Here is a 19411-nt window from a genome sequence, read left to right on the forward strand (position 1 = left end):
CCGGCGCTACGTCAGGTAGCGAAACGCCGCCGAACCCGGTTCCAGCCGTTCGATATCCAGATCGGACACCTGCATCCGATCCAGCAGGCCCGCTAGATCGTCGGCATAGCTGAGCTCGATGCCCACCAGAGCGGCACCCATCTCGCGATTGTTCCGTTTGACGTACTCGAACAGCGTGATGTCGTCGGTGGGGCCGAGTATTTCCCCGAGGAACCGGCGCAACGCGCCCGGCTCCTGCGGGAAGTCGACGAGGAAGTAATGCTTGAGTCCAAGGTGCACCAGGGAGCGTTCCAGGATCTCGCCGTATCGCGAAACATCGTTGTTGCCACCGGAAATCAGACAGACAACCGTCTCGCCCGGCGCCAGGTCCAGCTCTGCCAACGCCGCAACCGACAGTGCCCCGGCGGGCTCGGCGATGATGCCCTCGTTCTGATAGAGCTCGAGCATCGCCGTGCAGGCCGCACCTTCGTCGACGGTCATCAAGGTGAGCGTTTCGCCCGCCGCGGCCAGCAGGCGGTACGGAACCGCCCCGGCGACCTTTACGGCGCAGCCGTCTACAAAGGGGTCGACATGGTCGAGCGGGACCGGCCCACCGGCCCGCATGGCGGCCGCCATACATGCGGCGCCCGCCGGCTCAACGCCTATGACCCGTACCTGCGGAGCCCGTTCCCGCAGGTACGTGACAATTCCGGAGATACATCCACCGCCGCCGACGGGGACCACCACCACATCCGGCTGAACGTCCAACTGGTCGAGGATCTCGGCGGCAATGGTGCCCTGCCCGGCGATGGTTCGGGGATCGTCGAACGCCGGGACCAGGGTCGCACCGGTACGTTCGACATCGGCCTTGGCCGCCGCGGCCGCCTCGTCATAACCGTGCCCCACCGCGATGAGATCCACGAATCCGTTGCCGTGGTAGATGATTCGTTGCCGCTTCTGCTTCGGAGTCTTGCTGGGGATGTACACACGGCCATGCACGCCCATCGACTTGCACGCCAGCGCGAATCCCTGCGCGTGGTTACCCGCGCTGGAGCACACCACACCGGCGGCCTTCTCCTCATCGCTGAGCTGCATCAAGAGGTTGAAGGCGCCGCGCAGCTTGTACGACCGAACCGACTGCAGATCTTCACGCTTGAGGTACACGTTGGCACCGGTCAGCACGGAGAGGCGATCGGCGTGCTGAACGGGAGTCGGGTGCACCACCTCGTCGATGCGTTTGGCCGCCGCATCGATATCGCCGGCAGTGACGGCCTGGGCCGTGCTCAAGAGACGGGCGTCAGCACGAAAACCGGGATCTGACGGTCGGTCTTGGTCTGGTATTCCGCATACGGCGGGTACGCCTCCACGGCACGGTCCCACCATGGCGCCTTCTCGTCGCCGAAGACCTCGCGGGCTTGGTAGTCCTTGGTGGTGCTGCCGTCCTGCAGCTCGACGAGCGGGTTCTCTTTCACGTTGTAGTACCAGACGGGGTTTTTGGGCGCTCCGCCGAGCGAGGCGACAATGGCGTATTCGCCGTCGTGCTCCACCCGCATCAGGGCGATCTTGCGCAGTTTGCCGGACTTGGCACCGAGTGAAGTCAGCAAGATAACCGGCATGTCCACGATGGTGATGCCGTCGGTGGTCCCGCTCTCGATAATCTTGGCCACCTGCTTCTGCGACCAATCGAGTCCACTGGGTTCGTATTCACCGGTTAATGGCATGCCGACAACTGTATCGCTCCACCTACCGGGGAATCACGCCGATAACGCGGAACGCCCGGGTGTCCGGCCTGCACCGGACACCCTGTGACGTTAGTTCTGTCACCCACGATCGAAGTGTTCGGTTGACCGAACTTCCCCGTTAGGCATATCCTCTTTTCATGACGACCTTCGAACGCGCGGCACATGAGGTGCGGTCGGTGGATGTCTCGGACGTCACATGGGCCCCTTACAAGCTGCTCGCGCTCGCGGTAGGCACGGCAGTCTTCGTGGTCGCCCTCTTGCTGGTAGCGTCAATGTCGACCGCGGTGCTCTCCGCTAGCGCCGTGGCCAGTATGGCCTGGCTCGCGGGCTCGCTCATTCACTGAGCAGAACCTGCCCACGGGGTGTAATACATCCCCATGTCTTCGCCAAGTGAATCGGCTGCCGAACATCCTGTCGGGCACCGCATGGAGCGGCTTGCCCATGAGGTCACCGATGACGTGCTGGCCGCCGAAAGACATCTGCCGTCCTGGCTGCGCCCGGGTGCCCCCGAAAGTCGAATACCGGTTCTCATTGCTCTTATCGCGGCGATTGGCCTGCAGCTAGCGATCCCCGCACAGTTCACTCTGACGCCGCGCTGGCCGTTACCCGCTCTCGAGTCAGCGCTACTGCTCGTTCTGGTGATCCTCAACCCGTTAAAGTTCACGCGTTCAACAACTCTCGGGCGTTGGGCCACCTATCTTCTGATCGCTGCCATTACCGCCGATAACACTATCTCGGCGGCACTGCTCGATTACAAGATCGTGACGGGGCAGATGGGTGACAACCCACGCGTGCTCCTCGGCAGTGGCCTGGCGATCTTCATCACCAACGTCATCGTATTCGGCATGTGGTACTGGGAGTTTGACCGTGGCGGCCCCTTCGCGCGCCGCACGCCCCAGCGGCCGCATCCTGACTTCATGTTTCCCCAGATGGCCAATCCCGAACTCGCGCCGCCAGATTGGCGGCCGAAGTTCCCCGATTACCTGTACGTGAGCTTCACCAACGTCGTCGCGTTCTCCCCCACCGACACCATGCCACTCTCGCGGTGGGCCAAGATGTTGATGACGCTGCAATCCATCGTGGCACTGTCCACGGTGGCACTGGTGCTTGCCCGCGCCGTGAACATCCTGGGCTAGCCGTGATCCCACAGAACTCCGTCCCGACATCGGACGTCCCCGGGACCCTCAATCGGGTTCTTCACCTGGCCACGATGATCGCGGTGAATACGATTCCCGTCACCGGCTGGTTCGTGGGCGGATGGTCGGCCGGTACGACGCTCGCGGTCTACTGGTTCGAGACCGTGGCGGCTTCCCTGTTCGTCGCAGTCCGGGCTCTTCTACACAAGCGGTGGCATCCGCGACACGGACACTACCGATACGAGGCGCCCGGACCGGACCAGAGTTACTCGCGAACCTCCTTCGTCAGAGGATTCCTGTTCACGACTCTCGCCTTCTCGGCGGCCCATGGGTTCTTTCTCGCGGTCATCATTTTTCTGCTCACCCACAACGGCAAGGCCGCACTGATCGGTATCGACTGGCACAGTGTGGCATTCGGGTGCCTTCAGGTACTTGTCGCGCTGGCCGTCGACTTCCTGGTGGATCTTCCCTCCCTGCGCCGATGGTCCTTCTGGCAACTGGAGGTGATGGCGAGTCGCGGGTTTATGCGGGTTGCCGTCGTGCATCTGACCCTGATCTTCGGGATGTTCGCGGTCGCTGTCACCAATGCGCCCTCGGCACTGTTCGGGGTGTTCGTCGTCCTGAAGACCATGTATTCGCTCAGCGTCACCTTCCCGCAATGGGAGCCCGCTACCCCACCGCGCTGGCTCAGTAGCGCGATGAATCGGATCCCGAGCGCACGTCCCGGACTGACCTTCGAAGAGCAATGGGTCAAGGACCGTAAGGCCGAGACCGCACGGCGGAAGAAAAACGAAGAGCCGTGGACGGGGTCGCGGCGCTAATCGCTCGTCAGATGGGGTCGCTGCTGGAGTAGGTGTCGTTCGACTCCGGGCGCGCACCGTAGCGCTGGGCGTATGTCTCGTGCTTGCGCGCATGCTTTTCGCGGTTCCCGATGTCGGCGAGCTTGGGATCCAGATCGTGCTGGGCCAACCGGTAGCGGCGCCAAATCTTATTGAGAGCGTGCGTCATCAGGATCGCCCAGACATAGATGGGCAGGGTGATCGCCACGTGCAGGAGCATTCCGCCCGGCAGGAGCCAGAATGGAGCCAGGATGAAATGGGGCGGGATCACATACCGGATCATGTGCCGCCGAATGGCCCCGGGGCCGGACAGATCGTTGGCCACCCAGTCACGCATCGAGTCGGGCAGGCGTCTTCCGTAGGCGTAGGCGATGCACTGCCCAGCGGTGGGCCGATCGGTCGTCATACAAACTCCTGCGCGTCTGAGGCGGCTCTCGCTGGAGACAGCCCTGCGAATACAGACAGTGCCCCGGCAAGTGCCGTCAGGAACTATAGACGCGCCCCTGTCCTGCAGTGTTGTCGGGTTGCTAATCTTTGCAAGTTGTTGTGTGGTGAGGTGGACTTAATATGGATGCACGTCAGCCGCTGTATCGGATGAAGGCGGATTTCTTCAAAACGTTGGGACATCCCGTGCGGATACGCGTGCTGGAGCTGCTCAGCGAACGCGACCGGGCCGTATCGGAGATGCTGCCCGAAGTAGGTATCGAGGCAGCGAATCTGTCACAGCAGTTGGCCGTGCTCCGACGTGCTGGCCTGGTGACAGCCCGCCGCGAAGGACTCTCCGTGCTGTACACGTTGACATCACCACGAGTGGCGGAGCTGCTGGCGACCGCGCGCACGATCTTGACTGGCCTGGTCGCCGATCAGGCCGAATGGCTCGACCCCGTCTCCGCGGAACCCGCGGAGGTCGCGCAGAGCCGCCGTGGAGAACTAGCCGCCCAGGCAGCCCGGCCCGAGTAACGCCTTGAGATCCCCCATCAGAGCCGACGACGGCGTCACCCGAAGCGACTGATCGAGCTCAAGCGTGGTGACGCGCTCCCCACTGATCAAACGCAGATGAACCTGGTTGGTACCGGGATGCCGCGCCAGCACTTGCTTGAGTGCGGTGACCTTGTCGATGGTGCACTGCCTCGTCGGCAATGTGACGGCGACAGGACGGTCGTCGGATGCCTGCGAGAAGTCGGGCACCACAAGGTCATTGGCGATCAGGGAGATTCTGTCATCGCGTATCGCCACCTTCGCGTTCACCAGAACCACCGCGTCGTCGGCTATCTCGGCGCCGTAGACCGAGTAGGCCTGCGGGAAGAAGAGCACCTCGATACCACCCGTGAGGTCCTCCAGCTGCGCGGAGGCCCAGGGCATGCCGTTCTTGTTCACGCGACGATTGACCGACGCGAGAATCCCGCCCACCCGCACCTGTGTGTCGTTGGCGATATCGCCTTCGAGGATCGTGGGAATCTGGGTGTCGGTCTGACGGCCCAGCAAGTGCGCCACCCCATTGAGTGGATGCCCGGATACGTACAGGCCCAGCATTTCTCGCTCGAGAGCGAGCTTGTGCTTCTCTTCCCATTCGTCGTCGGGCACCTTGATGGCGAACACGTTGGCCGCGTCGGCGTCGTCGTCTCCCGCACCGCCGAAGAGGTCGAACTGCCCCATCGCTTCGGCCTTCTTGGTGCCCAGCACCGAGTCGACGGCATCGGACTGGACGAGGAACAGCCCCTTGCGGGAATGCCCCAGGGAGTCAAAGGCCCCCGCCTTCACCAGCGATTCCGTGACCTTCTTATTGCAGGCCGCGATGTCAATCTTGTGCAGGTAGTCGGAGAAATCGGTAAAGGCGCCCTTCGATTCTCGGGTCGCGATGAGCGACTGCACCACATTGGCGCCGACATTGCGGACACCACCGAGGCCGTAGCGGATGTCCGCGCCCACCGATGCGAAGTTGTGCACCGACTCGTTGACGTCCGGGGGTAGCACCGTGATGCCCAGACGACGGCAGTCGGCGAGGTAGACGGCGGCCTTGTCCTTGTCGTCGCCCACGGAGGTGAGCAGGCCGGCCATGTATTCGCCCGGGTAATTCGCCTTGAGATAAGCGGTCCAGAACGACACCAATCCGTACCCGGCGGCATGCGATTTGTTGAATGCGTACCCGGCGAACGGAAGAATTGTGTCCCACAACGCCTTAACGGCCTTTTCGGAGAAGCCGTTGTTGGTCATGCCTTCGTAGAAGCCCTTGTACTCGGCCTCCAGGACCTCAAGCTTCTTCTTACCCATGGCCTTGCGGAGCGCATCGGCCTTACCCATCGAGTACGAGGCGACCTTCTGGGCAATCAACATGATCTGCTCTTGGTAGACGATCAGACCGTAGGTCTCCGAGAGGATGTCCTTGAGCGGCTCTTCCAGCTCGGGATGAATCGGCCTGATCGGCTGGCGACCATTCTTGCGGTCGGCGTAGTCGTTGTGCGCGTTCATGCCCATCGGGCCGGGGCGGTATAGCGCCAGCACGGCGACGATGTCGTTGAACCCGGTGGGCTGCATGCGGCGCAGCAGATCCCGCATGGGCCCGCCGTCAAGCTGGAACACCCCGAGGGTGTCACCGCGGGACAGTAATTCGTAGGTGGCCGGATCTTCCAGCGGCAAATGATCCAGGTCCAGGTCGATGCCCCGGTTGGCCTTGATATTGTCCAGCGCATCACCAATGACGGTGAGGTTGCGCAACCCCAGGAAGTCCATCTTCAACAGGCCGATGGCCTCACACGACGGGTAGTCCCAGCCGGTGATGATGGCGCCGTCCTGCGCGCGCCGCCACAGCGGAATGGCCTCGGTGAGTGGCTCCGAGCTCATGATGACCGCGCACGCGTGCACACCGGCGTTACGGATCAGCCCTTCCAGGCCGCGTGCGGTCTGGAAGATGGTGCGCACATCCGGATCGGTGTCGATCAACGTGCGAACCTCGGCGGCTTCCTTGTACCGCTCATGTTCCGGGTCGGTGATACCCCACACCGGGATGTCCTTGGCCATGATTGGCGGTGGCAGCGCCTTGGTGATGCGGTCGGCGATGGCGAAACCTGGCTGCCCGTAGTGGATACGCGCCGAGTCCTTCAGCGCCGCCTTGGTCTTGATCGTGCCGAAAGTGATGACCTGTGCCACCCGGTCACTGCCCCATTTATCGGTGGCATACCGAACCATCTCGCCGCGGCGACGGTCGTCGAAGTCGATATCGATATCGGGTGCCGACGGTCGTTCCGGATTGAGGAAGCGCTCGAACAGCAGCCCGTGCGGGATCGGGTCGATGTTGGTGATGCCGAGCGCATAGGCGACCAGCGATCCAGCCGCCGATCCACGGCCCGGGCCAACCCTGATACCGACTTCCTTGGCATGCGTGACGAGGTCGCCGACGACGAGAAAGTATGCGGGAAAGCCCTTTTGCTTGATGACGTCGAGTTCGTAGTGCGCACGGGTGAAGTACTCATCGGGCACTCCGCCGGCAATGCCGTGGAAGCGACGCTCCAGCCCGCGGTCGACTTCCTTGCGCAGCCAGGAATCCTGGTCTTCACCTTCCGGCACCGGAAACACCGGCATGCGGTCCTTGAAGCTCCAGACATCCTCATACGACTGCACCCGCTCCGCAATGAGCAGGGTGTTGTCACATGCGCCCGGGACGGAGTCGTCCCACAGGTCGCGCATCTCGGACGCCGGCTTCAGGAAGTAGCCGTCACCGTCGAACTTGAAACGCGTGGGGTCCGACATGGTCTTGCCGGTCTGCACGCACAGCAACGCCTCGTGGTTATGCGCGTGGTCCTTGGTGACGTAATGACAGTCGTTGGTGGCCAAGGGCGGTATGCCGAGCTTCTTGCCCACCTCCAGCAGGCCCTCGCGCACCCGGCGCTCGATGGACAGCCCATGATCCATCAGCTCCAGGAAGAAGTTGTCCTTACCGAAGATCTCCTGCCACTTAGCCGCAGCGGCAAGCGCCTCGTCTTCCTGTCCCAGCCGCAGCCGGGTCTGCACCTCACCCGAGGGACATCCGGTGGTGGCGATGATGCCGCTCGCGTGTTCGGCGATGAGCTCGACGTCCATACGCGCCCACTTACCGAGCTGACCCTCGAACGAGGCCAGCGAGGACAGCTTGAACAGGTTGCGCAGGCCCGTCGCATTCTCGGCGACCATCGTCATATGGGTGTACGAACCCGAACCGGACACGTCATCGGACTTCTGTCCCGGATCGCCCCAGAAGACGCGCTTGGTGTCGAACCGCGAGGCGGGTGCGATGTAGGCCTCGATGCCGATGATGGGCTTGACCCCGGTGGCCGTGGCGACGTTGTAGAACTCGCTAGCGCCGTACATGTTTCCGTGGTCGGTCATGCCGACCGCCGACATGCCCAGGCGCTCCACCTCGGCAAGCATCGGCTTGATCTTCGCGGCACCGTCGAGCATCGAGTACTCGGTGTGATTGTGCAGGTGCACGAACGAAGAATTCGAGGAGCTCACACGTGCCTTTCGTACCGACCCTGATTGGGGCGTCAATCGCTAGAGGGGTCAGTTTATTGCGAGGGTCCGACAGACCCGGGCGTGTCGGGGGTGTGTCGTCGGGCTCATCCAGCAACCCGATTCACAGCGGTCACAAAAGCCCCGCCAGCAACGGTTAGCCCGTGGCCCAGCCCGGCGCACAGTTGACATCGACCACGTAGGTCATCGTCTTCTCGACACCGCTGTCGTGGCCGGACCCTTCCCCCTCGATATGAAAGCTGTCATCGTTCCTGGTCGCCTTGATCTGATCACCGACGTTGTCTTCCTGGTGAAGCAAAATGATGAGTTCAACTGTCTGAATATCGAACATCTGGACCGCCAGCGAATCCGGGTCAAGCTTCACCATCGCGTGCCCCCCAGAGACCTTCTTTGGTCCGACGTTGATGAGCAGCTGGGTCACGCCTTGGTTGGTAAAGCAGTAGACCGGGCCGGGCATGTTCAATAGCGTGCCGTCGACCGTGACCCTTGCCGTGCCCGACTGGATGATGTTCGGGTGCCCGCCCCCGGTTTTCAGCGCTTTCACCGCTCTCTGCGGTGGCATCGCGCCAGCGGCGGCGGCCACGATGTTTGCGTCCGCGGCCCTCAATTCCTCTGCGCTGGGCTGCCCCGTGGCCGAAGCGCACCCGGACAGCGCCGTGGCGATCACTGCCGCCCCGATAATCATGTGTCGCAACACTCAATCCCTCCCGTTGATCGGCGCCATTTCGCTCTGCGAAACGGTAGCCCGTCGGCCCGCCGCGCGCTGCAAGATCAGCGAGCCGCGCACGGTGTCGCCCGTGAAGATCGTCAGCGCCGCCCAAATCAGCGCGAAGCCCGCCCAGCGCGCCGGCGACATCGCCTCATGCTTGACCAGCACACCCCACAGCATCTGCAACGTTGGCGTCAGGTACTGCAGGAGCCCGAGAGTTACCAGCGGAATACGTTGTGCCGCAATACCGAATATCAGCAGTGGCAGCGCCGTCACCACACCGCTGAACACCATCAGCGCGGTGTGGCCGTGGGTGTAGCCGAGGAAATGCTGCCGGCCGCTCACACCGAGGAACGCCAGGTAGACGAGGGCGAACGGCGCCGCGACGATTCCCTCGGCGGTCAGACTCACCCGCGGGTCGACGGTGACGGTTTTCTTGATGGCGCCGTATCCCGCGAACGAAACGGCCACTATCAACGTGATGACGGGTAGCTGCCCGTAGTTGATTGTCAGCACCACAACCGCGGTGAAGGCCAGCACGAGAGCCAGCATCTGCCATCGGCTCAATGGCTCCCGGAAAATCAGCACACCCAACAACACCGTCACCAACGGATTGATGAAGTACCCGACGGCCGCATCCAGCACATGCCCGGAGTTGACGGCGTAGATGTAGACACCCCAGTTGAGGGCGATCAGCACCGAGGCGCCGACAAGCAGCCCCCAGTTGCGCAAGCCCATGGTGACCAGATCACGCAGCCGACGAGAGACGGCAACGACAATCACCATCAGCAGCAGGGTCCAGATCATGCGATGCGCCAGGATCTCTACCGCGCTCGCCGGTTGCAACAGAGGGAAGAACGCCGGGAACAATCCCCACATCAAGTAGGCCGCAGCGCCGAATAGGTAGCCGGACTTCAGACGACGGTTCTGCTCAGGAGTGGTAACGGCCCCACTCATCGCAAAACGTCGAGCGCGTGGGCCAGATCCTCCGGATATTCGCTGGTGATCTCGATCCAGCGACCATCTGCCGGGTGGGCGAAGGCCAACGATTTGGCATGAAGCCATTGACGTTCCAACCCGAGCTTGGCGGCCAGCGTTGGATCCGCACCGTAGGTCAGGTCCCCGCAGCAGGGATGTTTGATCGCCGAGAAATGCACCCGGATCTGGTGGGTACGACCGGTTTCCAGGTGTACGTCCAGCAGGCTGGCCGCCACGAACGCCTCAAGGGTGTCGTAGTGGGTAATTGAATGGCGTCCGTCTTCGACGACGGCGAATTTCCAGTCGTGGCCCCGATGACGCCCGATCGGGGCGTCGATGGTGCCGCTGGACGGGTCCGGATGTCCTTGGACAAGAGCGTGATAGCGCTTCTCGACGCGCCGGTACTTGAAGGCGCGTTTGAGCTCGGTATAAGCCTTCTCCGACAGCGCCACGACCATGACCCCAGATGTTCCGACGTCCAGGCGGTGCACGATTCCCTTGCGTTCGGGCACACCGGATGTGGTCATCCGGAAACCGGCGGCCGCCAGCCCGCCGAGCACGGTGGGACCCGACCAGCCGACGGAGGCGTGGGCCGCGACACCGGCCGGCTTGTCGACGGCCACCAAGTCGTCATCGGCGTACAGGATCTTCATGCCCTCGATGGCCTCGACCCGATTCTCCGGCGGGGCTTTGGGCTCGGGGAGCGTCACTTCCAGCCAGGTACCCGCGCTGAGTTTCTCGGATTTGGTGACCACGACCCCATCCAGAAGCACGGCGCCCTCTTCGGCGAGAGTGGCCGCAGCCGTGCGGGACAGGCCGAGTAGGCGCGCCAGCCCGGCGTCCACGCGCATACCGGAGAGGCCGTCGGGCACCGGCAGGGAGCGCGAGGTCATGAGGGCTTGGTCTGGGAAGCTTGCGCGTCGGCGTTCTTAGTGTCCGCGTGGTCGCTCCGATCCTCGGCCGGGCGCTCGCCCGCCTCGCTCGATGCTCCTCGCGTCGAGCGCTCGTCGCTGTCGTAGTCGTATCCGAACAGCGAGAGCGCCACCAGCAGAATCGCTCCACCCACCACCGCGGGGTCGGCGACGTTGAAGACCGGCCACCACCCCACCGACAGGAAGTCGACCACATGGCCGCGTAGCGGTCCGGGGCCTCGGAAGAACCTGTCGATGAGATTGCCCAGCGCGCCGCCGAGGATCATGCCCAGACCGATGGCCCACCATGTGGAGACCAACCGGCGGCCGATAAGCAGGATTCCCGCCACCACCGACATCGCGATGAGGGTCAGCACCCAGGTGTATCCGGTGGCAAAGGAGAACGCGGCACCGGAGTTGCGTACCAGCGTCCAGGTGACGGTGTCGCCAATGATTGGCACCGGCTTGCCCGGCTGCAGCAGTTTGACGGCAAGGACCTTGGTGACGACATCCACCGCGAGCACCACCGCCGCCACGATGAGCAGCAGTTTTATCCGCCGCTTGGGCTTCGGGGCGGTCTCGGGCTCGTCACTCACGTCACCCATCATCCCCTACTCAGCGGGGCACACCGCGCAGCCTGTCTGCGATGATCGCCGCTGTGCCCGACGTTGTTCGCCCCAGAGGCTCATCACCGACCCTTGTGCTGCTGACCACAGGCGGAACCATCGCGACCGCGGTAGACAGTGATGGCATCGCCCGCCACCGCAGTTCGGGAGACGACCTGCTCGCCGCCTCCGGCCACGGCAATGTCGCAGTCCACGATCTGATGGCCATCGACAGCGCGGAAATGACCCCGCAGCGCTGGCAACAGATCGCCGCCGCTATCCGCGGACATGTCGCGAGCGGGGCCACCGGGGTCGTCATCGCACACGGAACGGACACGTTGGAAGAGACCGCGCTCTGGCTCGCGCTGACGTGCGCGGTGCCGGTACCCGTCGTTCTCACCGGGGCGCAGCGCAGTGGCGACCACCCAGAATCTGACGGGCCGGGCAATCTGCGGGATGCGTTGACGGTGGCCGCGAGCGGTGAGGCTCTGGGCGTGGCGGTGTGTTTCGCCGGGCAGGTGTATCCGGCGCTGGGCATCCGCAAGGTCGATCTGGCAGCACCCGCCGGCTTCGCCGGTGTCGCCCCCATCGGTCATGTGCGCGACGGCGTGTTCGTACAGAACGGCGACGCACCCTCGCCGTTCCTGGGCACCGTGACCCGCGCTGCGTTACCCCGCGTTGACATCGTGAGCCTCTACCCCGGTGCCGACGGTGCGGCAGTCGACTCCTATGTGCGCGCCGGCGCACAGGGACTGGTGCTGGAATCGATGGGCGCCGGCAACGCCAATGACGTTGTCATCGAATCCGTTTCGCGACAGATTGAGAACGGAATCCGGGTTCTTGTCACCACCCGGGTGCCACGTGGTGCGCTGGCGCCCGGCTACGCACCGGGGCAGAAATTGATCGATGCCGGTGGGGTGATGGTGCCCAGGCTTCGATCCGGGCAAGCCCGCGTGCTGTTGATGGCAGCCCTGGCCACCGGATCAGATCTCGTCTCCGTCGTGGAGCGGCTCGGCTGACTCACCCGGCCAGTCCAGACTCGCCACCGGGTCAGCGCGGGTGACACCCGGATCGTCGACGCCGAAGGTGCGCGCGATGCCGGGTCCACTGCTTCGTGTCTCGAACCTCACGGTCATGACGCCATGTCCGGTGCCCTGAATCCAGCCGTGCCCGTACTCGGGATGGAGGACGTCGTCGCCGATTCCCCAGTTCGCGGTGCTCGGCTCGGGCGCTGCGGTGGACGGGGCCTCGTCGGTTTCGGCAACCGATTCGGTCTGGTCCAGATCCGGAAACAGTGAGGTCTGCTGAACGTCGGAAAATCCCGAGAAGCCTACGCCGACAAGGCGAATGGGGCCGATCTCGACGGGGTCTAGGAGTAGCCGGCGTGCCGCCGACATCAGCACGGCACGTTCGGTGGTGGCATAGGGCAGCGTCGCCGACCTGGTCAGAATGCTCATATCCGAGCGGCGCAGCTTCACGGTGACGGTGCGTACGCCGCGACCGTGCTTGATGAGCCGCCGATGAGCATGCGCTCCAATCGGTTCGATGGCATCACGTAATTGATCGAGGGTGGTCAGGTCATCGGCAAAGGTAGATTCCGCGCTGATCTGTTTGGTTTCGGCACGTTCGGCCACGGGGCGCTCATCGATACCGCGTGCGAGCTGGTGCAGGGCGGGGCCGATCGTGCCGCCCAGCACCGAGGCCACCTCGCTGGTCTGCAACGCCGCTAGCTGGCCAATGGTGTTGATTCCCAGACGATTCAGACGTTCCTCCGCCACGGGCCCGATCCCCCACAATTTGCGCACCGGAAGATCGGCGAGCAACGAGTCTTGTTCCTCGGGCGCGATGATCCGCACCCCGTCGGGTTTGGCCAATCCCGACGCGATCTTGGCAAGCTGCTTCCCGGACCCCGCCCCGACCGACGCGGTGAGCCCGGTTTCGGTGAGCACCCGTGAACGAAGCTCGTCGATGTACTCCGCCACGGTTTCGGTTGTGGCCCCGGACAGTTCGATGGGTTCGCCGAATGCCTCGTCGAAGGACAGCTGTTCGAGTACCGGGATCATCGATCGCACCGTCGCGAACACCCGCCGGCTGGCAACGCCGTACACCGCGCCACGAGGCGGCAGAACCACGACATTGATGCCGACCAGTCGTCGCGCCTGATGCATCGGCATCGCCGAGCGGGCACCGAAAACGCGGGCCTCATAGCTCGCCCCGGCCACCACTCCCCGGCCTCCGGCGCCGCCCACAAGGACCGGACGATCACGCAGGGTTGGCCGGGTCAGCTGCTCGACCGACGCGAAGAAGGCGTCCATGTCTAGGTGCAGAACCCAGCGACCGGCAGCACACACGCGATCATCGTATGGCGCAGGTCGGACGCCACCCTGCCTGGCGACACCGATCGAGCTCAGCATGCCGAGTTGACGGTATGGCCTGGGTATGTGGCCGAACCCCGACAAGAGATGGCCGAATCACGCTACTCGGACACCCGTATCGTCCCTAGCCTGGTCTCATGGCAATGAATTTGGTGCACCGTTGGTGTTGTAGCTCGGAGATGTGGGCACGTAAGACCGAGTCGCAGCTCCTCCCGTGGGCGCTCCAGGGGGTTGCGCTTGGTGAGGACACCCTGGAGATCGGTCCTGGCTATGGCGCGAATCTGCGGGTGCTGACCACACGCACCCCCCGGCTCACCGCAGTCGAGATCGACGAGACCATGGCGTCGCGGCTGCAACGGCTCTACGGCGATCAGGCAACGGTGATCCAGGGTGACGGCACCCAGCTCGGTTTCGACAACGACCGCTTCAGCTCCGTGGTGTGCTTCACCATGCTTCACCATGTCCCGACGCCCGATCTTCAGGATGAGCTGTTCGCACAGGCACATCGGGTGCTGGCCCCAGGCGGCGTTTTCGCCGGCAGCGACGGTGTGCATTCCGCCTTCTTCCGGCTGCTGCACATCGGCGACACCTACAACCCGGTGCCCACCACGTCGCTACCGGATCGCCTGCGCGCAGTGGGTTTCACCGACATCGAGCATCACCTTGACGGGGGTAACCAGCGCTGGCGCGCCGTGAAGGCCGCGTAGAACTTCTATCTCGGGCCGAGTGTGCGAATTCTGTCGATTTTCCACTGAATTTCAACACAATTCGCACGCTCGACTGCAAATGGAAAGGCTAGTTCGCGGGAACCTTCTCCATCTTGATGCGGTACCCGCTGTTCAGCGTAAACACCGGAACATCGGTGCTGTAATCAATGGAGCCGCCGATGAGATCGATTGCTTCCGCAGCCGCCGATGGGGGACGAAACTCAATGTTGGCATCCTCTAAAAGTTCGAACTGTGTCGCCAGTACCTCACCAGCGATCAATTCGCGAAGCGAGTCGTCCCACCCCGCAGGCAACGTATTCACCCAGTACGTCACACGAATCCGATCGGAGACATTGAGTCCCTGTTCCCGACGGAACTCTTGAATCTCACGAATACGGTCGCGCGCCCATCCCTCGGCCTCCAGCTCCTCGGTGACGGTGTCGTCGAGGATGACCAGCCCCCCGCCCTCGGGAAGCGCCGCCGTGGAATCCGGCTCCGCGGCCACCAGTTTCGAATCGAACTCGCCCTCCTGCAGGGTGATCCCGGCGGCAATGACGGTTCCATCTGCCTGCTGAGCCCAGTCGCCGGCCTTGACCGCGCGGATGACCGTCTGCACTTCCTTGCCCAGCCTCGGGCCTGCGGCACGTGCGTTGACGGTCAATTCGAACTTGCCGTAGCCAGCGATATCATTGGTCAGTTCCACGGATTTTACGTTCAGCTCATCTGCGATAAGGGCCGCGTACGGCTCCAACCGCTTCGGGTCGGGCACCGCAACCGTCAGTTTGAGCAGCGGCAGGCGCACCCTCAGCTTCTTGGCCTTGCGCAACGACGAGCCCGTCGATGCCACCTTGCGCACCTCATCCATGGCGGCCACCAGATCGGGATCGGCAGGCAGCGCCGATTCGGGCACCCAATCCGTGAGGTGCACGGACCGCTCCCCCGTCAATCCCTTCCAAATCACCTCGGTGGTCATCGGCAACAGTGGTGCAGCCAGACGGCACGTCGTCTCCAGCACGGTGTGCAAGGTGTCGATCGCATCCGCATCCTCGTCCCAGAACCGCGAACGTGACCGTCGCACATACCAGTTGGTCAGTGCATCGGTGAACTGACGCAGTTGTTCGCACGCTCCCGAAACGTCGCAGATATCCATGGACGCTGTGAGGTCATCGCGCAGCTGCGCCAGTTTGGCCAGGATGTACTTGTCCAGCACCTGGGTCGAATCGGTGCGCCACGTGCCGGGTCTGGACGCATACAGCTGCAGGAAGCTCCATGCGTTCCACAGCGGCAGGATCACCTGCCGCACGCCCTCGCGAATGCCCTGCTCAGTGACGATCAGGTTGCCGCCGCGCAGGATCGGCGACGCCATGAGGAACCACCGCATCGCGTCGGAGCCGTCGCGGTCGAACACCTCGTTGACATCCGGGTAATTGCGTAACGACTTGCTCATCTTCTGGCCGTCGTTGCCTAGCACGATGCCATGCGACACACAGGTTCTGAATGCGGGCCGATCGAAGATCGCCGTCGCCAGCACGTGCATGACGTAGAACCAACCGCGCGTCTGGCCGATGTACTCGACGATGAAGTCGGCCGGGAAGTGGTTTTCGAACCACTCGGCGTTCTCGAACGGATAGTGCACCTGCGCGTACGGCATAGAGCCCGAGTCGAACCAGACATCAAAGATGTCCGAGATGCGGCGCATGGTGGACTTGCCGGTCGGATCGTCCGGATTGGGCCGGGTCAGCTCATCGATGTACGGCCGGTGCAGATTTGTCGGACGGACTCCGAAGTCGCGTTCCAGCTCGTCGAGACTTCCGTATACATCGATGCGCGGATACGCAGGATCGTCAGACTTCCACACGGGGATCGGGGTGCCCCAGTATCGGTTTCGAGACACCGACCAGTCGCGCGCACCTTCCAGCCACTTGCCGAACTGGCCGTGCTTGACGTGCTCGGGGTACCAGGTGATCTGCTCGTTGAGCTCCACCATCCGGTCCCGGAACTCGGTCACCTTGATGAACCAGGACGACACCGCGCGGTAGATCAACGGGTTTCGGCAGCGCCAGCAGTGCGGGTACGAGTGGTCGTAGGTTTCATGCCGCAACAGGACGGCGCCGTTGGAGGCAGCGCAACCGGTGCCGTTCTTGAGGTCCTTGATGATCTGCGCATTGGCATCGAACACCTGCTGACCCACGTAATCAGGCACGGTGGCGTCGAATCGGCCCTTCGAATCGACAGGGGTGACGGGGGTGATCCCCGCCTTGTCAGTGACGTTCTTATCTTCTTCACCGTAGGCCGGGGCCATGTGCACGATGCCGGTGCCGTCCTCGGTGGTGACGTAGTCACCCGAGAGCACCGTGAAGGCATTCGGCGACGCATCCTGCTGGAAATACGGGAATGGCGGGAGGTAGCGCATGCCCAGCAGTTCGGCGCCGGTGTAGGTGTCCAGCACCGTGGGCTCTTCACCAAGCTCACGGGCGTAGGACCCGACCCGCGCCTGCGCCAACAGGTAACGGTCGGCGGTGCCGTCGGGACCTTCGGCCGCAACCACCGCATAGGTCACCTCGGGGTTGACCGCGACCGCCAAGTTCGACGGCAGCGTCCAGGGGGTTGTCGTCCAGATCAGCAGGCGCGCACCGTCGAGTACCGCCCATCGGCTGTCCTCATTGCCGGCGATCCGGTATCCCACGGTGACCGCGGGATCCTGACGGCTCTGGTACACGTCGTCGTCCATGCGCAGTTCGTGATTGGACAGCGGTGTCTCGTCGCGCCAGCAGTACGGCAGTACGCGGTATCCCTCGTATGCCAAGCCCTTGTCCCACAATTGCTTGAACGCCCAGATGACCGACTCCATAAACGTCGGGTCGAGCGTCTTGTAGTCGTTATCGAAGTCCACCCAGCGCGCCTGCCGGGTGACGTAGTCACGCCATTCCTTCGTGTAGCGCAGCACCGACTCTCGGCAGGCGTCGTTGAACTCGGCGATGCCCATGTCATCGATCTGCGATTTGTCGGTGATGCCGAGCTGGCGTTCCACCTCCAGCTCGGCGGGCAAACCGTGTGTGTCCCAGCCAAATCGGCGGTCCACCTGGTGCCCACGCATGGTCTGATAGCGCGGCACGATGTCCTTGACGTACCCGGTGAGCAGATGCCCGTAGTGCGGCAGCCCGTTGGCGAACGGAGGGCCGTCGTAGAAGACGTACTCCGGAGACCCGGTGCGGTTGGCGATGCTGGCACGGAACGTGTTGTCCGCGTCCCAGTAGCGCAGCACCTGCTCCTCGAGCGCAGGGAGATTCGGCGATCCAGTGCGCTGATCGGCGCCGAGATCGGTGCGCGGATACGCGTCCGGTCGCTCGCCCTGATGCTGTTCGCCCGAGGGGCTCATCGCGGTCTCCCTGTGCTCGCTGGCACGGGGACGATGGGACGCCGTCGGCGTACCTCCGCGGTACCACCCCGCTTGCCCCACACTGTCAGGGCCTCTCACAACGGCTGTAACGGGCCTGCCCGTCCGGTTCTACTGGGTTATCCGCGCTGGGCACGGAACTTTTCTTCCGGAGACTCCCCGGTGATAGCCGGATCGGTGTCGATGACGCCAATTCTATTCGGGTGCGTTGATATGGCCAAACCGGTTTCGAAGCACCATCACTGCGGCAAGTACCAGCGCAATCGTCAACAACGCGCCCACGAAGAGCACCGTCAATCCCCAGCCACCTGCTTGGTAGGCCAAGCCGCCTGCGGCCCCGGCCACTGAACTGCCGAGGTAGTAACTGAACAGGTACAGCGCAGACGCCTCCGCACGGTCGCGCCGCGCGACGGCGCCCACCCACCCGCTCGCGACGGTATGAGCCGCGAAGAAGCCTGCGGTGAACACACCCACGCCGATGATCACCGCGCCGAGCGAATCCGGGATGGTCAGCGCAAGCCCGACGGCCGTGATGGCGACCGCCCCGATGAGAACCAGCCCCCGCCCGCGGCGGTCCGCCAGCCGTCCAGCCACTGCCGAGGCCACCGTCCCCGCGAGATACAGCAGGAACAACAGTCCCGCGATCGCCGTGGGAAGCCCGAACGGTGGCGCCACCAGTCGGTAGCCCAGATAGTTGTACACGGTGACGAACCCGCCCATGAGCAGGAAAGCAAGCCCGAACATGATGAGCAGAACCGGGTTTCGCAGGTGCCTGCCGAGAATCCGCATCGTGGTGCCGACCCTGACCCGCTTGGGCACGAAGAACTGCGACCGCGGAAGCAGCATGGCGAAAAGCGCCGTGCACACCAACGTCATAGCACCACTGCCTAGCAGCGCTATCCGCCAATTGCTCACGTCGAGTACCGAGGACGCCACCAGCCGTCCGGCGAGTCCACCGACCGTGGTTCCTGCGATGTATCTGCCCATCGCCGAACCCAGAGAGCCCGGGTGCACCTCTTCAGCCAGGAATGCCATGGCCACTGCCGGAATTCCGGCCAGTGCGACGCCTTCGGCCGCGCGGCCAATCAACAAGACCGCGAAGGTGGGGCTGGCCGGTAGCAGCAGCCCGATGATCGTCGTGGCTATCGCCGAGACCAGCATGACCCGGGTGCGCCCGTACCGTTCCGAGAGTGCGCTCGCCGGAATAATCGACAACGCAAGCATTCCCGTGGTCACGGAGACAGTGAGCGCGGCGGCTGCGGGGCTCACCCCGAAATCCTCGGAGAGCGCCGGAAGCATCGCCTGCGTGCCATAGAGAGCGGCGAATGTCGCGAGCCCGGCCGCGAAGAGCGCGCCGGTCAAGCGCCGATACCCGGCAGTGCCCGTTTCGTGGGGCACCGGATCTGCGGCGCAGATTGCCGGGCTGGTCTGGGTACTCGGGGCCGTCGCCATGGATGTAGATGCTCCCCCGATCAGGCATATCGCGTAAATGAGCAATTCGTGGATCTATAATTTAAATTCAACATA

At 63.5% G+C, this 19411-nt stretch carries 17 protein-coding genes; 6 read left to right on the plus strand and 11 right to left on the minus strand.

Annotated features, from left to right (window positions below):
- Positions 1-6 precede the first annotated feature (6 nt).
- The gene (gene ilvA / locus B4383_RS10945; protein WP_078288082.1) at positions 7-1266 is read right to left on the minus strand and encodes a threonine ammonia-lyase IlvA; all 1260 of its coding nucleotides are present in this window, start codon (positions 1264-1266) and stop codon (positions 7-9) included.
- Positions 1263-1700 (minus strand): nitroreductase family deazaflavin-dependent oxidoreductase, encoded by a 438-nt coding sequence (locus tag B4383_RS10950; RefSeq protein ID WP_078288081.1) that lies wholly within the window; start codon positions 1698-1700, stop codon positions 1263-1265. The genes ilvA and B4383_RS10950 overlap by 4 nt, the downstream gene beginning before the upstream one ends.
- Positions 1701-1858: 158 nt before the next feature.
- On the opposite strand from B4383_RS10950, the gene B4383_RS10955 reads away from it, so the two are divergent.
- The 3 genes from B4383_RS10955 to B4383_RS10965 are packed head-to-tail and all read left to right on the plus strand — an operon-like array spanning position 1859 to position 3678.
- A complete protein-coding gene (locus B4383_RS10955; RefSeq protein ID WP_078288080.1) occupies positions 1859-2065 on the plus strand; it encodes a hypothetical protein in 207 nt (68 codons plus the stop codon).
- A gap of 33 nt (positions 2066-2098) precedes the next feature.
- Positions 2099-2857 carry a hypothetical protein gene (locus B4383_RS10960; RefSeq protein ID WP_078288079.1) on the plus strand — a complete coding sequence of 253 codons (759 nt, stop codon included), beginning with the start codon at positions 2099-2101 and terminating at the stop codon, positions 2855-2857.
- Positions 2858-2859: 2 nt separating this feature from the next.
- Positions 2860-3678: a DUF6498-containing protein gene (locus B4383_RS10965; RefSeq protein WP_078288078.1), complete on the plus strand. Its 819-nt coding sequence runs from the start codon at positions 2860-2862 to the stop codon at positions 3676-3678.
- Positions 3679-3685: 7 nt separating this feature from the next.
- On the opposite strand, the gene B4383_RS10970 is transcribed toward B4383_RS10965, so the two are convergent.
- Entirely contained in the window at positions 3686-4102 is a 417-nt protein-coding gene (locus B4383_RS10970; protein WP_078288077.1) for a DUF5313 domain-containing protein, read from the minus strand.
- Between the two features lie 161 nt (positions 4103-4263).
- Between B4383_RS10970 and B4383_RS10975 the strand changes: the two genes are divergently transcribed.
- Positions 4264-4656, plus strand: coding sequence for a metalloregulator ArsR/SmtB family transcription factor (locus tag B4383_RS10975; protein WP_078288076.1), 393 nt, complete (start codon positions 4264-4266; stop codon positions 4654-4656).
- Here the strand turns inward: B4383_RS10975 and dnaE are convergent.
- The 5 genes from dnaE to lspA form a co-directional block, all read right to left on the minus strand.
- On the minus strand, positions 4627-8184 hold the full coding sequence (gene dnaE, locus B4383_RS10980) for a DNA polymerase III subunit alpha (RefSeq protein ID WP_078288075.1): 3558 nt from the start codon (positions 8182-8184) through the stop codon (positions 4627-4629). The genes B4383_RS10975 and dnaE overlap by 30 nt on opposite strands.
- 154 nt (positions 8185-8338) lie before the next feature.
- Entirely contained in the window at positions 8339-8887 is a 549-nt protein-coding gene (locus B4383_RS10985; RefSeq protein WP_078288240.1) for a lipoprotein LpqH, read from the minus strand.
- 12 nt (positions 8888-8899) lie between these two features.
- The gene (rarD, locus tag B4383_RS10990) at positions 8900-9868 is read right to left on the minus strand and encodes an EamA family transporter RarD (protein ID WP_078288074.1); all 969 of its coding nucleotides are present in this window, start codon (positions 9866-9868) and stop codon (positions 8900-8902) included.
- Entirely contained in the window at positions 9865-10782 is a 918-nt protein-coding gene (locus B4383_RS10995) for an RluA family pseudouridine synthase (protein WP_078288073.1), read from the minus strand. The genes rarD and B4383_RS10995 overlap by 4 nt, the downstream gene beginning before the upstream one ends.
- Positions 10779-11408, minus strand: coding sequence for a signal peptidase II (gene lspA / locus B4383_RS11000; RefSeq protein ID WP_078288072.1), 630 nt, complete (start codon positions 11406-11408; stop codon positions 10779-10781). Before lspA ends, B4383_RS10995 begins: the two co-directional genes overlap by 4 nt.
- A 98-nt stretch (positions 11409-11506) precedes the next feature.
- Here lspA and B4383_RS11005 point away from each other — a divergent pair, with 98 nt between their 5' ends.
- A complete protein-coding gene (locus tag B4383_RS11005) occupies positions 11507-12424 on the plus strand; it encodes an asparaginase (protein WP_176126534.1) in 918 nt (305 codons plus the stop codon).
- Here B4383_RS11005 and B4383_RS11010 read toward each other — a convergent pair.
- Positions 12389-13756 (minus strand): DNA polymerase IV, encoded by a 1368-nt coding sequence (locus B4383_RS11010; RefSeq protein WP_078288239.1) that lies wholly within the window; start codon positions 13754-13756, stop codon positions 12389-12391. The genes B4383_RS11005 and B4383_RS11010 overlap by 36 nt on opposite strands.
- Positions 13757-13917: 161 nt before the next feature.
- Here B4383_RS11010 and B4383_RS11015 point away from each other — a divergent pair, with 161 nt between their 5' ends.
- The gene (locus B4383_RS11015) at positions 13918-14487 is read left to right on the plus strand and encodes a class I SAM-dependent methyltransferase (RefSeq protein WP_217697259.1); all 570 of its coding nucleotides are present in this window, start codon (positions 13918-13920) and stop codon (positions 14485-14487) included.
- Between the two features lie 88 nt (positions 14488-14575).
- Here the strand turns inward: B4383_RS11015 and ileS are convergent, their stop codons facing one another.
- Both ileS and B4383_RS11025 read right to left on the minus strand, forming a co-directional pair.
- Complete coding sequence (gene ileS, locus B4383_RS11020; RefSeq protein WP_286143860.1) at positions 14576-17866, minus strand: isoleucine--tRNA ligase; 3291 nt, start codon at positions 17864-17866, stop codon at positions 14576-14578.
- A 213-nt stretch (positions 17867-18079) separates the two neighbouring features.
- Positions 18080-19336 carry an MFS transporter gene (locus B4383_RS11025; RefSeq protein WP_078288069.1) on the minus strand — a complete coding sequence of 419 codons (1257 nt, stop codon included), beginning with the start codon at positions 19334-19336 and terminating at the stop codon, positions 18080-18082.
- Between the last annotated feature and the right edge of the window lie 75 nt (positions 19337-19411).

It is taken from the genome of Mycobacterium sp. D16R24, from assembly GCF_002013385.1.
Lineage (GTDB): Bacteria > Actinomycetota > Actinomycetes > Mycobacteriales > Mycobacteriaceae > Mycobacterium.

What these genes read in the sequence shown, in the direction of transcription:
- B4383_RS10950 (WP_078288081.1), bottom strand. Translation starts at nt 1,700, where the DNA reads ATGCCATTAACCGGTGAATACGAACCCAGTGGACTCGATTGGTCGCAG.
- B4383_RS10955 (WP_078288080.1), top strand. Translation starts at nt 1,859, where the DNA reads ATGACGACCTTCGAACGCGCGGCACATGAGGTGCGGTCGGTGGATGTC.
- B4383_RS10960 (WP_078288079.1), top strand. Translation starts at nt 2,099, where the DNA reads ATGTCTTCGCCAAGTGAATCGGCTGCCGAACATCCTGTCGGGCACCGC.
- B4383_RS10970 (WP_078288077.1), bottom strand. Translation starts at nt 4,102, where the DNA reads ATGACGACCGATCGGCCCACCGCTGGGCAGTGCATCGCCTACGCCTAC.
- B4383_RS10975 (WP_078288076.1), top strand. Translation starts at nt 4,264, where the DNA reads ATGGATGCACGTCAGCCGCTGTATCGGATGAAGGCGGATTTCTTCAAA.
- B4383_RS10985 (WP_078288240.1), bottom strand. Translation starts at nt 8,887, where the DNA reads ATGATTATCGGGGCGGCAGTGATCGCCACGGCGCTGTCCGGGTGCGCT.
- rarD (WP_078288074.1), bottom strand. Translation starts at nt 9,868, where the DNA reads ATGAGTGGGGCCGTTACCACTCCTGAGCAGAACCGTCGTCTGAAGTCC.
- B4383_RS10995 (WP_078288073.1), bottom strand. Translation starts at nt 10,782, where the DNA reads ATGACCTCGCGCTCCCTGCCGGTGCCCGACGGCCTCTCCGGTATGCGC.
- lspA (WP_078288072.1), bottom strand. Translation starts at nt 11,408, where the DNA reads ATGATGGGTGACGTGAGTGACGAGCCCGAGACCGCCCCGAAGCCCAAG.
- B4383_RS11015 (WP_217697259.1), top strand. Translation starts at nt 13,918, where the DNA reads ATGGCAATGAATTTGGTGCACCGTTGGTGTTGTAGCTCGGAGATGTGG.
- ileS (WP_286143860.1), bottom strand. Translation starts at nt 17,866, where the DNA reads ATGAGCCCCTCGGGCGAACAGCATCAGGGCGAGCGACCGGACGCGTAT.
- B4383_RS11025 (WP_078288069.1), bottom strand. Translation starts at nt 19,336, where the DNA reads ATGGCGACGGCCCCGAGTACCCAGACCAGCCCGGCAATCTGCGCCGCA.